This window comes from Streptomyces sp. NPDC048255, from assembly GCF_040652415.1.
In the GTDB taxonomy this organism is placed as follows: domain Bacteria; phylum Actinomycetota; class Actinomycetes; order Streptomycetales; family Streptomycetaceae; genus Streptomyces.
Genome location: NZ_JBEZMA010000021.1, coordinates 1 through 14,771 on the forward strand (window position 1 = coordinate 1; position 14,771 = coordinate 14,771).

Consider the following 14,771-nt stretch of genomic DNA (forward strand, 5'->3'; position numbering starts at 1 on the left):
TGGAAACCCGTCCGCTCCTCGTCGAAACCCTCCTGCCCGGGCAGGAACACCTCACCCTCGACCCGCGACACCAGCGAAGAGAACTCACTCATAAGCCACCCTTTAGACTCGGCGCTCATGGAACTGCGCCAGTTGGAATACTTCGTCGCCGTTGCCGAGGAGGCGAGCTTCACCAGGGGCGCCGCGCGCGTACACGTGGCGCAGCCGGGAGTGAGCGCTCAAATACGCCGGCTGGAGCGCGAGTTGGGACAGGAACTGCTCGACCGCAGTGGCCGTCAGGTGCAGTTGACCGATGCGGGCGTCGCCGTGCTGCCGTACGCCCGGGCCGCACTGGCCGCCGTGGCCGGCGCCCGCCTCGCCGTGGACGAGGTCACCGGGCTCCTGCGGGGTCAGGTATCCATCGGGACGGTCGCCTCCTCCTCCCATCTGTCGTTGCCGAAACTGCTGGCCGATTTCCACGCATTGCACCCGTCCATCGACATGGCCCTGTCGGAGGGGAATTCGGACCACCTCGCCGAGGGCGTCCGTACGGGGCGGATCGACGTCGCGGTGATCGGCATGGCCACCGATCCGCCGCCCGGCCTGGACGTCCAGGTCATCGCCGACGAACTGCTCGTCGGAGCGGTCAGCGCCGGCCATCCCCTGGCCCACCGCGAGCGGGTGTCCGTCGAGGAGATACGTGATCACACCCTGATCTGCCTGCCGCCCGGCACCGGGCTGCGGACGTCCGTCGAGGCGGCCTGGTCCGCCGTGGCCGCCACCCCGCGCATCGCCTTCGAGGCCAGCGATCCGCTGGTGCTCGCGCAGCTGGCCGCCCGGGGGCTGGGGCTCGCCATCCTTCCCCAGCCCTTCGCCCGCGCGCACGCCCGGCAGCTGCGCACCGTACGGATCGACAGTGCGCACCTGCGCGGGCGGCTGGCGCTGGCGTGGCGCGCGGAGGGCCCGGTCAGCCCGGCGGCGCGCGCCTTCCTCACGCACGCCCGCCGGGAGCTCGGGGAGCCGGCCGGAAGCTGAAGGGCCGGTCAGCGCGCCGCCACGGAGTCCAGGGTGAACCTGGTCCGGCGGAAGGGGTGTCCTGGCAGCCGGACCCGGCGGCGGCCGCCCGGATGCAGGGCCGCCCAGTCCAGCTCCGTACCCGCGAGCCAGAGCCGGCCGAGGGCCGTCAGCAGGATGCTCAGCTCCGGGGTCTCGTCGGCGGGGTGCGGCAGGGTGTGGAGCATGAGGCGGTCCGGGCCGGCGAGCGCCGGATGGCGGCGGGCCAGACGTCAGCGTCAGGCCCGGCCCGACCTCCAGGAGGGTGCCCGCGGGCTCCCGCGCGAGCGTGGACAGCGCGTCGCCGAACCGTACGGCGTGGCGCAGGTGCCGGCGCCAGTAGCCGGGAGTGGCGATGTCTCCGGGGTCGGCCCAGCCTCCGGTGGTGTCCGAGACGACGGGCACCACGGGCCTGGCCGGGCGCAGTGCGGCCACGTACGCCTCGAACTCGTCGAGGATCGGCTCGACGAGGGCCGAGTGCCCCGCCGTGGCGATCTTCAGCAGTTTGACCTCGACGTCCGGGCGCGGGAATTCCCGCACGAAGCGCTGCACCAGGCCGGCCGGCCCCGATACCGCGACCTGTCCGGGCCCGTTGACGGCTCCGATGCCCAGCCCGTCGGGGAGCAGCGGGAGGACCTCGGACTCGGGCAGCCCGACGGCGGCCATCGACCCCGGCGGCAGGCTCTGGAGGAGTCTGCCCCGGGTCACGACCAGGTCGAGCGCGTCGGGCAGGGAGAACACCCCGGCCAGGCACGCGGCGGCGTACGCCCCGAGACTGTGCCCGACGACCGCGGCCGGGCGTACTCCCCACCGTCCCAGGGCCCGGGCCAGCGCGTACTCGACCACGAAGACCGCCGGCTGGCCGACCTCGATGGTCGACAGCGCGTGGCGCGCCCGCTCCTCCTCGGCCGCGTCGCGCGGGTCGATCAGGGAGCGCAGGTCGAGTCCGAGCGCGGGCCGGGCCAGTTCGGAGCAGGTGTCGACGTCGGCCCGGAAGCCGGGGTCGGCGCGGTAGAGCATGCGGGCCATGCCCACGTGCTGGCCGCCCTGGCCGGGGAAGGTGAAGACGACGGGGCGCGCGGTCCCCGGGGCCGTACCGGACGGGGTCAGCCGGCGCTTGCCGCTGTTCAGCGCCGCCGCGGCAGCGGCCGTACCGGGAGCGACGACGAACCTGCGCGCGGGGCGTGCGGTGCGCCCGGTCTGGAGCGTCCACGCCACGTCCGCCACCGGCTCCCCCGGCCGGCCGGCCAGGTGCGCTCCGAGCCGTGCGGTCAGTTCGTCGAGGGCGTCCCCGTCGCGCGCCGACAGGGGCAGCAGCTGCCAGCCCCCGTCCTCTTCGGGCCCGGCGTCCGTGCGGTCCGCGCGCGGCGGCCGGGCCACGACGGCGTGCGCGTGCAGGCCGTGCGGGCCCGCGGCTTCGACGCCGGTCAGGCCCGGGCCGCCGGGCGCCTCCGGCGAGACGGCGAGCACGGCGTCGAGGAAGGCCGCGACGCCGGGCACGGTGTCGGTGACGGCGGTCCCGGGCGCCCGCGAGCGGTCCGCCCGGAACGGGACCACCGCCTCGGCCGCGACCCCGGCCACCGCGCGGGCCTGCCGCGCGACGCCGCCGGCGTCGTCCCCGTTGGCCACGGCCGTGCCGCGGACCACGGCGTGGATGCGGTCGCCCGCCTCGCGCGCCTCGCGCAGCGGCTTGAGGACGACGATCCCGCAGCCGCCCACCGACCCCTCGCCGTCCGGGCCGGCGGGGCGGACGGTGACCGCACCCGCCAGCGCGAGGTCGCAGTCGCCGGCGAGGAGCCCCTGCACCGCGGTGTGGACGGCCAGGAGCATGGTGGCGGCCCCGCCCTGCACCGTCACCGCGGGCCCGGCCAGCCCCAGCTTGTACGCGGGGCGGGCGGCGAGGAAGTCCGCGCCGGTGGCGATCCTGATCTGCCAGTCGTCCGCGAAGGGCAGCCGGTGCGGCTCGCGGCGCAGCCGCGCGGCGTACGGGGTGCTGCCGCAGCCCGCGTAGACGCCGATGACCCCTTCCTCGCGGGCGGGATCGCAGGCGGCGTCCTCCAGCGCGTGCTGGGCGCATTCGAGCAGGACGCGCTGCTGCGGGTCGGTGATGAGGGCCTCGCCGGGCGAGAGGCCGAAGAACGCGTGGTCGAAGGCGTCCGCGTCCTCCAGCAGGGGTCCGGGGCGGGCGCCGTGCGCCCACCGGTCCCGGTAGGCGGCGATGCCGTCCGCCTCGGGGAACCGGGCCGCCATGCCGATGACGGCGACGGCGGATCCGTCGTCGGCCGGGTCGGGGGCCTGCCCGGACGACGGTTCGGGTGCCGGGGCAGGTGCCGGGTCGGATTCCTGGGCATGTGCCTGGCCGGGTGCGGGGGCGTCGGCCTGGGCGTCGGCCGGGTCGGTCGCGTTCATGTCGTCGTTCCTCCTCCTTCGTTCGCTCACGCCACCGGTACGGCCGGCCGTACGACACGCCCGGCTCCTCCGCCGAGGACCACGTCGAGCGTGTTCGCCACCAGCTCGTGGGGCGTGCCCGGCCGTACGGCGCTGACCTCGTCGAGCCGCCGCAGGGACGCCTCGTCGAGGGTCACGTCCAGCGCGGACAGGTAACCCTCCAGCTGGCCGGCGCTGCGCGGGCCGATGACGGGCACGAGGGCCGTGGCCGCCGCCGCGGCCCGGGCGCGCAGCCAGGCCACGGCCACCTGGGCGGGCTGGTGCCCGCTCTCCCGGGCGACGTCGAGCACGGTGTCGAGTACGGCGGTGCGCTGCGCGCTGTCCTCCGTACGGATGCCGCGGCCCTCCCAGTCGCTGAGCCTGCCGCGCCGGCTGTCGCGGTACTTGCCGGTCAGCAGCCCGCCTCCGAGCGGCGCCCAGAGGGCGGTGCCGAGGCCGAGCGCCTCGGCCATGGGCAGCAGTTCCCGGTCGGCGCTGCGCTCGGCGAGGCTGTACTCGAACTGGACGCCCACCAGCGGGGTCCAGCCCCGCAGTTCGGCCAGTGTCACGGCCCGGGAGACCTGCCAGGCGGGGAAGTTGGACAGCCCGGTGTAGCCGATCTTTCCGGAGCGGACCAGCTGGTCGAGGGTGGTCAGGATCTCCTCTACGGGGGTGACGGTGTCGGGCAGATGGGCCCAGTAGAGGTCGATGTGGTCGGTGCCCAGGCGCTTCAGGCTCGCGTCGACCGACCGGATGATGTTCTTGCGGCTGTTGCCGGTGGTGGAGACGTGGGGGCGTGCGTTGCCCAGCGAGAACTTGGTGGCCAGGACGAAGTGATCCCGCTCGCTGCCGATGAGCTCGCCGAGGAACTGTTCCGACTGGCCGAGCTGGTAGCTGTCGGCGGTGTCGATGAACGTTCCGCCGGCGTCGGCGAAGCGCTCGAACATCTTCCGGGCCTCCTCCCGGGTGGCCCCGCCGCCCCAGGAGGCACCGAAGTTGGCGGTTCCCAGGGCGAGTTCCGAGACCCGCAGGCCGTTGTTGCGTCCGAAGGTCGTATAGCGCATGGTGCGCCTCCTCTGTCGCGTCAGTGCTCGGCGCTGAGCGCCCGGTGGACGTGGCGCAGCAGCTCTCGCCGCTGCTCGGGGTCGCGGAAGTAGAAGTGGCCGCCGCGCAGGGTGTGGTGGCGGAAGGGGCCCGTGGTGTGGGCGCCCCAGCCGGTCAGGTCGCCGTCCTCCTGGTCCCCGGCGAACGCGGTGACCGGGACGGTGAGCGGGGTCCCAGGGTCGAACGCGTAGGTCTCGGCGATCTCCATGTCGGCCCTGAAGTAGCCGAGGACGACGTCGCGCAGCTCGTCGTCCTCGTGGACGACGGCGGGCAGCGCACCCCAGCGCCGCTCGATCTCGGTGAGCAGTTCGGCCGGGGGCAGCCGGTGCACCGGCTGACGGGTGGTGAACGGCGGGGGCTGGACCGAGGAGACGAAGAGCCGCCGCGGTCCCGGCCGGCCGGCGTCGCGCAGCCTGCGGGCGACCTCGTGGGCGACCAGGCCGCCGAGGCTGTGTCCGAAGAAGGCGAACGGTCCGGGCCCGAAGCCGACCTGCTCCACGAGGGCGTCGACCAGGTCCGGCATGCGGGTGAACGGCGGCTCCTGCTGGCGCGGGGCTCTGCCGGGCAGCTTCAGGCCCAGGACCCGGACCCCCGGCAGGTCGTCGGACCAGCGCAGGAACTCGCCCGCGGAGCCGCCGGCGTGGGCGAAGCAGTACAGCTGGGCCGTGGCGCCGGGTTTGCGGTCCCGGCAGGCGAGCCAGCGGGTCGCGGTGGGCCCGGCGGACCGGGCCGCCGCCGCGGTGGGGTGCGCCATGTTCACGCCTGCCTCTCGTGGGTCCGTACGTCCTCGCCGGCCAGCTTCTCGTCGAGGAACTCCGCGAACTCGACGGCGGTGGGGGCGGCGAAGAGCGCTTTCGCGGTGAGCTCGACGGGCAGCCGTTCACGGATCTCGGCCAGCACTCGGGAGGCGATCAGCGAGTCGCCGCCGAGGTCGAAGAAGCTGTCCTCGGGGTCGACCTCCGCCATGCCCAGGACCTGGCGGAACAGTTCCAGGACGAGGGCGAGGGTGCCCCCCTCGGTGCTGTCGTCGTTCCCCTCCCGGCCGGCGGCGGCAGCGGCGGGCCCGGGGGCGGGCAGGTCCTGGCCGGGGTGCGGGCCGGTGGCGGACTCTGCTTCCGGCCGGTCCTGCGGGGGCAGCAGCACGTACGGGCGGCGTTCGAAGGGGTAGCCGGGCAGCGGGACTCTGGCGCGGCGGGCGCCGTCGTGCGCGCCGCTCCAGTCGACGGGGACTCCGGCGGCCCACAGCCTGCCGAGCGCGTCGAGTACCGAGGCCGCCGCGTCGCTCTCGTACTCCGGCCCGGCCAGCGGCGCGAGCAGCAGTTCCTCCCGGCCGCCGGGGGCCGCGGCCGGTCCGGGTCCCGGTCGCAGCAGGACGGGGGCGGCCCTGCCGGAGGGGGCCGGCACGGTGGTGAGACCGGCGGCCTGCGGATCGCACGGGCCGTCACCCGCCCACTCACGCGCCCACCAGGCGGCGCCGGGCGCCGGGCCGGAAGCGTCGTGCCATCGCCCGTCCCGGCTGGAGTACAGCGGGATGCGGGGCGGCCGGGGGCCGCTCGTACGGGCGAGGGCGAGCAGCGCGTCCTGGCGCGCGGACCCCGTGGCGCGGGCCCGGGCGGCCGCCAGGCGCAGTGCGCCGGGCAGGTCGAGGACCTCCGCCACGGCGGCCGCGACGAGAGCCCCTCCCCCGGTCCCGGCGACGCCCGCCGGCCGTACTCCCCACCGGATCCACAGCCGGGCCAGGGCGTACTCCCGGGCGAAGGCGCGGACGGCGCGGACGGCCGGGTCCGGGGAGCCGTCGCGCTCGTCCGGGACATCCCCGGACAGGCCGGCGCCGCGGACGACCGCCGCCAGATCGGGGTCGAGGGCGTCGAGGCAGGCGGCGAAGGCGCGCTCGTACTCCGGCTCGGCGAGCGGGTGCCGGCCGGGGCCCGGGAGCCCGCCGGCGCCGGGGAACACCAGGACCACCGGGCGGTTGCCCGGCACCCCCACGGTGGGCCCGGTGCGGGCGGCCCCGGCGGCCAGGGTGTCGAGTGCGGCGGCCGCCTCCGCGGCCCCCCGTGCGACGACGTAGCCGCGGCAGGGGTGCTCACGGCGGCCGGTCTGCAGGGTCCAGGCGACGTCGGCCAGGACCGCCTCGGGCGCGGTCCTCAGGTGCGCGGCGAGCCGGCCGGCCGCGGCGCCCAGGGCGGCCGGGGTCCGGGCGGAGAGGACGAGGAGCTGCACGGGCCGGGCCGGGCCGGTGGGCGGTGGGGCGGGCGCCTCCTCCAGGACGACGTGGGAGTTGGCCCCGCCGACGCCGAACGCGCTGACTCCGGCGCGGCGGACGCCGCCCCGGGGCTGCCACGGCTCATGGCGGGTGGCCACCCGGAACGGTCCGGACGCGAAGTCGATCTGCGGATTGGGTTCCTGGAAGTGGAGGGTGGGCGGTATCGCGGCGTGTTCCAGCGCGAGGATCGTCTTGATGAGCCCGGCGGCACCCGCGGCGGCGTCGGTGTGGCCGATGTTGCTCTTGACCGATCCGATGGCGCAGTAGCCCCGCTCGGCGGTGTCCTCCTGGAACGCCCGGGTCAGTGCGGTGACTTCGATGGGGTCGCCGAGCGGGGTCGCCGTGCCGTGCGCCTCCACGTAGGTGATGGTCCCGGCGTCCACCCCGGCGGTGAGCTGGGCCGCCCGGACCGCGGCCGACTGCCCCTCGACGCTGGGCGCGGTGAAGCCGATGCGCGCGGAGCCGTCGTTGGTGACGGCGGAGCCGCGGATCACGGCGAGGATCCTGTCGCCGTCGGCGCGCGCGTGGCGCAGGCGCTTGAGGACCACGATCCCTACGCCGTTGCTCGCCACGGTCCCGTCGCCGCGGGCATCGAAGGTACGGGTGAGGCCGTCGGCGGAGAGGATGCCGTCCTCGCTGTATCCGGACGCCTTCGGCGGGACGTGCACGGCGACGCCCCCTGCGAGGGCGAGGTCGCAGTCGCCGCTCAGCAGCCCCTGGACGGCGAGGTGGACGGCGACGAGAGCGGTGGCGCAGGCGGACTGGACGGTCGTCGCGGGTCCGCGCAGGCCCAGCCGCTCGGCGGTGCGCGAGGCCAGGAACTCCGGTGCCGCGCCGAGCAGCAGGTCGTCGTCGGTCAGGTGGGCGAAGCGCTCCCGGTGGGTCAGCACCGTCCGGAGGTGGGCGGTCTCGGTCGATCCGCCGTACACGCCCACGGGCCCCGGGCAGCGGTCGGGATCCTGCCCCGCGTGTTCGAGGGCAGCGACGGCGCATTCGAGGAACACCCGGGCCTGCGGGTCGAGGAGGAGGGCCTCGTCGTCGGAGTAGCCGAAGTAGCCCGCGTCGAACCGTTCGGCGTGCTCCAGCAGGCCGCGGGCCGGTACGTGGAGCGGGCCGCCCGCCGTACCGGCGCCGTCACCGGCGGCGGTACGGAGCGGCCGGGCCTCGTCCCGGGTGATGGTGTCGAGTCCCCCGGCGAGGTTCTGCCAGAACTCGTCGGTGTCCCGCGCGCCGGGAAAGCGGCCCGCCATGCCGATGACGGCCACGTGGCCGCCGTCGTCCGGGAACGGGCCTGCCACGTGGCCGCTGTCGTCCGGGAACGGGCCTGCCACGTGGCCGCTGTCGTCCGGGATCCGGTCGGCGTCAGTCACCGGTGCCTCCCCTCAGGGCGGCGCGCCGGCTGCCGAGCCGGGCGCGGTCGACGGCGCGGGGCCTGGCCGCCGGGGACCGGCCGCCGTCGTCGAGGTAGCGGGCGAGCGCGCTGACGGTGGGGTGGGCGAACAGCTCCACCAGCGGCACGTCCCTGCCCAGCCGCCGGGCGATGCCCTCACGGACCATGGCCAGCAGGAGGGAATGCCCGCCCAGGTCGAAGAAGTTGTCCTGCGGACCCACGTGCGGCAGTTCGAGCACCTCGCTCCAGATGTCGGCGACGACCTGCTCGGTCCGCTGTTCCGGTGGGGGCGACTGGGATGTCACGGGGGCCACTCCAATGCGTCATTCGCGGGAATTACAGGGCGGTCGGCCATTTGATCGTCCAAGTGCCGGACCCGGATGTCCAATAGCTGCATTCCCTCGGGGTCAGAAGAATTCGTTATGGGAATTGCGGGCACGGGCATGCGCGAAGGCGCCGGCGGCCCGTCGCGGGAAACGGGTCGCCGACGCCTTGCGGAGTGAACGTCTTTCAGCCGCGCAGCACCGTCTTGCTGCGCATCAGGAAATCGGCCAGATAGCCGTCGTGGGGCATACCGGTGTCGGTCCAGTGGGTGGGGTGGTCGCCGATGTGGAGGTTGCTGATGCTCGGCTCGTGCAGGAGGGCGTCGATGAGCCGCTCGTCGGCCGTGTAGGCGCCGAGGACCAGGGTGTCGCGCAGCGGCGCGGTCCACGCCTCGCGGTTCCAGGGGCACACCCAGACGCAGGGGAAGGGCACTTCGGTGCCGGCGGCCGGGTCGTCCGGCCGGTCGAGCTGGAAGACGGCGGGTCGCAGTACGGCGCTGCCGTCGCCGAGTTCGTCGACGATGCCGTCCCCGCCGAGCCAGGTCCTGGCGCCCTCGGCCCGTCCGAGGACGTACTTCTCCAGCATCCTGGCGGAGGCCGCGCTCTGCACGGGCAGCACGGCCTTCTCGTCCTGCGGCGGCAGGCTCGGCAGCGTGGCGAGGCGCTCGGCGAGGGCCCGTGCCACGGGCGCCGGGTCGCCCTCGACGAACACCGCGGTCGCGTTGACGCAGCCGGTGCCGCCGTGGTGCGCGATCGAGTCGACTACGGTGTCGAGATGGCGCCGCCAGTCGCTGTCGGCGGTCAGGAGGACCTTGCTGCGTCCGGGGGTCAGCGGCAGCACGCTCCGGTCGTCCGCGAACTCCCGGATGACCTCGTCACTGCCGTACGCGAGGTCGGCGTCGCGCAGCATGGCCCCGGCCGCCTCGTGCTCGGCAGGCAGCAGGACCACGTGGTCGTCGGGGAAGCCCGCGGCGCGCAGGGCCGTGACGAGCCGGTGCGGGGTGAGGGGTTCGCGGCGGGAGGGGCGTACCGCCACCCGGTAGCCCAGGGCCAGCGCCTCGGGCCACAGGCTGTGCGTGCCGGGGTGGTTGCCGGCGGCGTGGACGGCGAGGACCTCGCCGCGCCGGGCCCACACCGCCCGTCCGGTACGGGTGAGGGGGTCGCGCCAGTCGCCGACGGCGCCGGCGGGGCGGGCGAAGCGGAGCCCGCGGTAGAGGTCGGCGGTACGGCGGGCCAGGGTCCGGGTGGCCGTGCGGACCACGGGGAGCGGGATGCCGGCGACACGGCTGACGGCGTGCTCGTAGGCGGCCGGGGTGAGTCCGCCGAGTTCCGCTGTGGCGAACAGCTCGCCGGCGCGGGCGATGGCCGCCACCCGGTCGTCCAGCGGCAGCGGGGTGGCGGTGCGCAGGGCGCTCATGGCCCGGCTGACGAACAGCCGGGGCGCGAGGCCGAGTTCGACGGCCGGGACGCCGGTGAGATCGGGTACGACCTGGCGGTTGCGGGCCCGGTACGCCCCGGTGGGCCCGAGCACGTCCAGTACGAGCGGCCCGGGTCCGGCCGTGGCCGCGCTGTCGTGCGCGGCGGGCGCCGGCCCGGCAACGGGTGCGGTGGGGGGTGTGAGGGGCGGCCGCGTCATCAGTAGACCCCCTCGATGACGGCCTCGTCGTCGAAGCGGGTCACCGGCGCGATGTCCTGGACCGAGTCGCCGGCGTGTCCCGCCGGCGCCTCGACGCGGGTCGCGAGATCGCGTTCGAGGTTGTTGGGCAGCAGCAGCCCCTTGCTGACGTGGTTCATCACGACCTGCCCGCGGGCTCCGTGCGGCACCGGGTCGCCCGTGGCCGGGTCGACGACGCGGAAGGTCACGTACGGCGAGAGGGTGTCGAAGACGCACGCGTCCGCGTCGTCCTCGTCGAACCGCTGCCCGGCGATGCCCAGGATCATGGTGCTGCCGTAGTGGCCGTAGAGCCTCACCCCGGGGAAGACCTCGGTGCGGTACAGGTGGCGGGTGTCGGCGTCCATCTGGGTGCCGCCCCAGCGGATCGCCTTCACCTTCTCGTTGACGAGGTCGACGAGTTCGTCGCGGCGCGCGAGCCGCTCCAGCAGCGGCGGGGTGATGGTCATGACTCCGATGTCCTGGGTGCGCAGGATGAACGCGGCCTGGTCGACGACGTGTTCGGCGTAGTCGTCGGCCAGGTCCTGGCGCCCGGCGGCGATCAGCTTCTTCACCCAGCGCGGGTCGAGGTCGACGTGGAAGCCCAGGCTGCCGTGCGTCGTGGCCGACTCCTGGAAGATCCGCCCGACGATGTGCGGCCCGGAGGGGGTGACCCCGAGCCACTGGGCCCCGCGCGGGAAGCCGTGCAGGTCGAGGTTGGCGGTGCTCCAGGCGAGCATGCGGTCCATCCAGTCCCGCAGGCAGATCACGCGCTTGGGCGCGCCGGTCGTGCCGCCGCTCTCGAAGGTGCCGACGATGTCCGCCGCACCGCCGTAGCCCCGCGGCAGCAGGTCGGTCACGGGGACCTCGCGCAGCTCGTTCACCACGTTGGGGAAGAGCCGGAGGTCGGCGTGGGTCTTGACGTCGCGGCGCGGGTCGAAGTCGAGCGAGGCGGCCCGGCGCAGCCAGTAGGGCGACCCGGTCCGCGGGTCGAAGTGCCATTCCATGGCCGCGCGGACGAACTCGTCGGGATCCGGGGCCACATCGAAGGGCAGGTCCAGCACGGATCGCTCTACGGGTGACACTGTGCCTCCTGGGGCAGCTGGAGCGGGGATACGGTGACCGCGCCCGGCGGGCTCACGGCAGGGTGTGGAAGGTCCGCCGGTACCAGAGCAGCGGACTGCCGGGGTGCCCGGCCCGGACCCCGGCGAGCGCCCCGAGCAGCAGGTCGTGGTCGCCGGCGGGTACGACCTCGTGGCGCAGGCAGCGGTAGGCGGCGTGCGCGTCGGGCAGCACGGGCAGGCCGGTCCCCGGCCAGTGGGCGAACTCCTCGCCGGCGAAGCGGTCGACGCCGTGGGCGGCGAACTTCGCGGCCAGGTCGCGGTGTTGCCCGCCGAGTACGTTGACGACGAACTCCGGTGCGTTCACGAGCGCCTCGTGGCAGCTCGAGGTCCGGCCGACGCCGACCATCAGCAGCGGCGGGCCGAGCGAGACGGAGGTGACGGAGCTGGCGGTGAACCCCCAGCGGCGGCCGAGGCCGTCGACGGTGGTGACCACCGTGAGGGCGGCCGGCAGCAGCGCCATGGCGTCGCGGAACCGCCCCGGGTCGGTCAGGGTGGTGGCGTCCTGGACCGGTGTCCTCACAGTGCACGCTCCATCGGGGAGGCGGTCGCGGCGGTCCGGCCGAACCGGCCGGGGGAAAGGAAGCCGAGGGTGATCTCGGAGGTGCGGCCGGTGGCCAGGTCGGCCAGGGCCTCACCGATCCCGGTGGCGTGTTTGAAGCCGTGGGCGTTGCACCCGCCGGCGACCACGATCCGTCCGTCGTCGTCCAGCGGGCCGAGCACGAACTGGCCGTCCGGCGTGCGGGTGAACAGCGATACGGCCACCTGGGCCGGCAGGTCCTCCAGGCCCGGCAGCCGGCCCGGGAGCATCCGGGCCACGTCGGTCCAGTCCTCGGGCCGGACCGACCGCTCGCCGTCGTCCTCCGGGTCGAGGGCACGGGCCCCGGGCCCGTACCCCTCCAGGCCGAGCTTGACCTCGTACCCGCCCTCCCGGCCGTTGCCCCACAGGACGGGACCCTCCTCGGTCTCCCGCATGAAGACGGGGAAGCGCTCCAGGTCGAAGCTCCCGTCGTCGGCCGCCGGCCGGAACCAGGTCAGGGGCATCCTCAGGGTCCGCAGCGGCAGTCCCGGCACCAGGGCGGGCAGCCACGACCCGGCCGTGACCACCACGCGGCGCACCCGGGTCCCGCCCTCGGCGGTCCGCAGCAGGACGCCGCCGGGCACCGCTTCGACCGCGCTGACGCGGGTGTCGGTGCGCACGCGGGCGCCGGCGGCGCGGGCGAGTCCGGTCGCGGCCCGTACGGAGTCCTCCGCCCGCAGCAGGCCGGCGGACGGCTCCCACACGGCGAGGTGGTGCCCGGGTACGCCGGTGTGGCGCGGGAACCGCTCGCGCAGCTCGGCCGCTCCCATGGTGCGCACCTCGATGCCGTGCGTCCGGGCCGCGCGCAGCGTCCCGCCGACGACGACGCCCTCCTCGGGCCCGATCAGCAGGCCCCCGTGGGGGAAGAACAGCCGCCGGCCGGCCTCCTCCTCCAGCCGCTGCCACAGCTCGCCCGACCGCCTCGCGAGCGGTACCAGCCCCGGGTGCTCCAGGCACGTGGTGCGGAACATCCGCGAGCCGCCGTACGAAGAACTCAGTGCGTGCCCGGGCCGGCGGCTCTCGAAGCCGATCGTGTCGACGCCGCGGGATGCCAGCTGCCACAGGGCGGCGGACCCCCACGCCCCCAGTCCGATCACGGCCACGTCCGCGTCCCACCGACTCATCTGCTCCTCTTCCCGTTTCTCCGTCTGCGACCGGACCGGCCGGAACGACCGCGACCACCGGACCACGCGGTCGCGGTCCGGCGCCTGAGTGGTCGGTACTCAATTCCGGTACCCGGACAGCACCGGGCCGGGGCGGTCCGGCCGGTGTGGCGCCCCCGGGCGCCCCGGCCCGGTTGAGTACCGCTCACTCACGCCCCCGCCACCCCGCCCGTGGTCCTCTCGGAGCACGAGAGCGACGAAGGGGGAACGGATGCTCATCAGGATCCTGGGCGTGCCCGAGGTGCACGACGAGCGGCAGCGGCGTCGGGTGCGCCTGGCCGGCCCGATGCAGGGCGCCCTGCTCGGTGCGCTGCTGGCGCGGCCGGGCGTGGTGGTGCCGACCGGGCGGCTGACGCGTGAGCTGTGGGGCGAGCGCCCGCCCGCCAAGGCGGCCAACGCCCTGCAGGCCCACGTGTCCCGGCTGCGGGGACGGCTGGCGCTGGCGGAGCCCGAGCGCGCCAACGCGCCCCGCCTGGTCCGGCACAGCACCGGGTACGAGCTCGCGGCCGGGGAGCGCGATACCGACGCCGGCCGGTTCCGGCTGGCCGTGGCCGCGGCGCGGGGGCTGGCCGAGCAGGAACCGCAGGCCGCGTACGAGGCGTTGCGGCAGGCGCTCGCGCTGTGGCGGGGCGAGGTGCTCGAAGGCATTGCCAGGGGTCCGATCTGCGCCGGGCTCGCGGCCGGGTACGAGCGGATCCGGCAGGACGCGCTGGAGACGCTCTTCGACACCGCCCTGCGCACCGGGCGCCACGAGGACGTGCTCGGCGAGCTGCGGGCGGCGGTGGCGGCGCACCCGGGGCGGTCCCGGTTCCAGGAGCAGCTGGCCCTCGCGCTGCGCGGCCGGCCGGCCCCGGTGGTGGTGCGGGCCCGCCGTCCGGGGCCGGACTCCGGCCGCCCCGACGAGATCGAACGGCTGCACGGGATCATCCGGCTGCTCGCCTCCGAGCAGCGCTCCCTGCGTACCCGGCTGGAGCGCCTGACGGCGCTGGTCAGCTGTCCGGAGTAGACGGCTTCACGATCATGTGGCCGTGGCCCGGTGCGACGCGGAACGTCGAGTCCGGCTGCACGAGATGGGTGCTGATCGGGGTGTTCATGTGGTAACAGACCATGGATGAGGGCACGTTGAAAACGGTGGGCGCGTCGACGAAGAGCGGCGCCTCGGCCCGGACGTAGCCCATGCCGGCCTCCCAGTGCGCCGTGGTGGCGCCGGCTCCCCGGCCCGTGCGGTGCTCCAGCACCTGGCCCACCATCTCCTCGCAGGTGGCGGCGAATCCGGCATCCTCCAGCAGGGCACGGTCCGTCCGGCGCCGCACTTCCCGGTACTCCGGGGTGTCCTGCAGTTCGCTCAGCGCGCGCACCCGGATCCGCAGGCCGTCCGGGTCGACCCGCTCCACCGCTCTGCGGATCCTGCGGCGGACGTCCTTGACGGTGCTACGGGCCGAGCGCGCCGCGTATTCGGGGGTGCGGCCGTCGGCGACGAGCATGGTGTCGATGTGCGTGTCTACGTACACCACGTCCACTTCGGCGAAAGTGCGGCGGGCCCATTCCAGCAGTGCGGTCAGGCGCTCCTGGTCGAAATAGCTGTTTCCCGCACTGACGCCGACGAGAGCGTGCTCGCCGCGTTCGAGGATGCGCCGGCAGGATTCACTGAGCGGCTCGGTGTACATCCCATGGCGTAATTCGGCGAGTTGATTGCCTCGCATGTACGGTCCCT

At 74.9% G+C, this 14,771-nt stretch carries 11 protein-coding genes and 1 pseudogene; 2 read left to right on the forward strand and 10 right to left on the reverse strand.

The window, feature by feature from the left end; all coding sequences use genetic code 11:
- Positions 1-117 precede the first annotated feature (117 nt).
- Positions 118-1,014 (forward strand): LysR family transcriptional regulator, encoded by an 897-nt coding sequence (locus AB0D94_RS18320; RefSeq protein WP_362052733.1) that lies wholly within the window; start codon positions 118-120, stop codon positions 1,012-1,014.
- A 276-nt stretch (positions 1,015-1,290) separates the two neighbouring features.
- Here the strand turns inward: AB0D94_RS18320 and AB0D94_RS18325 are convergent.
- The 9 genes and pseudogenes from AB0D94_RS18325 to solA all read right to left on the reverse strand — a co-directional run.
- Positions 1,291-3,441: pseudogene (locus AB0D94_RS18325) on the reverse strand (type I polyketide synthase); the annotation flags it as partial.
- Between the two features lie 26 nt (positions 3,442-3,467).
- A complete protein-coding gene (locus AB0D94_RS18330; protein WP_362052500.1) occupies positions 3,468-4,523 on the reverse strand; it encodes an aldo/keto reductase in 1,056 nt (351 codons plus the stop codon).
- Positions 4,524-4,543: 20 nt separating this feature from the next.
- Positions 4,544-5,317 carry an alpha/beta fold hydrolase gene (locus tag AB0D94_RS18335; protein ID WP_362052502.1) on the reverse strand — a complete coding sequence of 258 codons (774 nt, stop codon included), beginning with the start codon at positions 5,315-5,317 and terminating at the stop codon, positions 4,544-4,546.
- Positions 5,318-5,319: 2 nt separating this feature from the next.
- On the reverse strand, positions 5,320-8,199 hold the full coding sequence (locus AB0D94_RS18340; RefSeq protein ID WP_362052504.1) for a beta-ketoacyl synthase N-terminal-like domain-containing protein: 2,880 nt from the start codon (positions 8,197-8,199) through the stop codon (positions 5,320-5,322).
- On the reverse strand, positions 8,192-8,524 hold the full coding sequence (locus tag AB0D94_RS18345; RefSeq protein ID WP_362052506.1) for a phosphopantetheine-binding protein: 333 nt from the start codon (positions 8,522-8,524) through the stop codon (positions 8,192-8,194). The genes AB0D94_RS18340 and AB0D94_RS18345 overlap by 8 nt, the downstream gene beginning before the upstream one ends.
- 205 nt (positions 8,525-8,729) lie before the next feature.
- The gene (locus tag AB0D94_RS18350; protein ID WP_362052508.1) at positions 8,730-10,178 is read right to left on the reverse strand and encodes an aldehyde dehydrogenase family protein; all 1,449 of its coding nucleotides are present in this window, start codon (positions 10,176-10,178) and stop codon (positions 8,730-8,732) included.
- Positions 10,178-11,278, reverse strand: a complete 1,101-nt coding sequence (locus tag AB0D94_RS18355) for an AMP-binding protein (RefSeq protein WP_362052510.1) — start codon at positions 11,276-11,278, stop codon at positions 10,178-10,180. The genes AB0D94_RS18350 and AB0D94_RS18355 overlap by 1 nt, the downstream gene beginning before the upstream one ends.
- Before the next feature lie 52 nt (positions 11,279-11,330).
- A complete protein-coding gene (locus AB0D94_RS18360) occupies positions 11,331-11,837 on the reverse strand; it encodes a flavin reductase family protein (RefSeq protein WP_362052512.1) in 507 nt (168 codons plus the stop codon).
- A complete protein-coding gene (gene solA / locus AB0D94_RS18365) occupies positions 11,834-13,018 on the reverse strand; it encodes an N-methyl-L-tryptophan oxidase (RefSeq protein ID WP_362052514.1) in 1,185 nt (394 codons plus the stop codon). Before solA ends, AB0D94_RS18360 begins: the two co-directional genes overlap by 4 nt.
- A gap of 250 nt (positions 13,019-13,268) precedes the next feature.
- Between solA and AB0D94_RS18370 the strand changes: the two genes are divergently transcribed.
- Complete coding sequence (locus AB0D94_RS18370) at positions 13,269-14,063, forward strand: BTAD domain-containing putative transcriptional regulator (protein ID WP_362052516.1); 795 nt, start codon at positions 13,269-13,271, stop codon at positions 14,061-14,063.
- Here the strand turns inward: AB0D94_RS18370 and AB0D94_RS18375 are convergent.
- Positions 14,047-14,760: a tRNA-dependent cyclodipeptide synthase gene (locus tag AB0D94_RS18375; protein ID WP_362052518.1), complete on the reverse strand. Its 714-nt coding sequence runs from the start codon at positions 14,758-14,760 to the stop codon at positions 14,047-14,049. The genes AB0D94_RS18370 and AB0D94_RS18375 overlap by 17 nt on opposite strands.
- Between the last annotated feature and the right edge of the window lie 11 nt (positions 14,761-14,771).

Bases quoted from the DNA above. Each gene is read 5' to 3' on its own strand.
- AB0D94_RS18320 (WP_362052733.1), top strand. From the start codon at position 118: ATGGAACTGCGCCAGTTGGAATACTTCGTCGCCGTTGCCGAGGAGGCG.
- AB0D94_RS18330 (WP_362052500.1), bottom strand. From the start codon at position 4,523: ATGCGCTATACGACCTTCGGACGCAACAACGGCCTGCGGGTCTCGGAA.
- AB0D94_RS18335 (WP_362052502.1), bottom strand. From the start codon at position 5,317: ATGGCGCACCCCACCGCGGCGGCGGCCCGGTCCGCCGGGCCCACCGCG.
- AB0D94_RS18350 (WP_362052508.1), bottom strand. From the start codon at position 10,178: ATGACGCGGCCGCCCCTCACACCCCCCACCGCACCCGTTGCCGGGCCG.
- solA (WP_362052514.1), bottom strand. From the start codon at position 13,018: ATGAGTCGGTGGGACGCGGACGTGGCCGTGATCGGACTGGGGGCGTGG.
- AB0D94_RS18370 (WP_362052516.1), top strand. From the start codon at position 13,269: ATGCTCATCAGGATCCTGGGCGTGCCCGAGGTGCACGACGAGCGGCAG.
- AB0D94_RS18375 (WP_362052518.1), bottom strand. From the start codon at position 14,760: ATGCGAGGCAATCAACTCGCCGAATTACGCCATGGGATGTACACCGAG.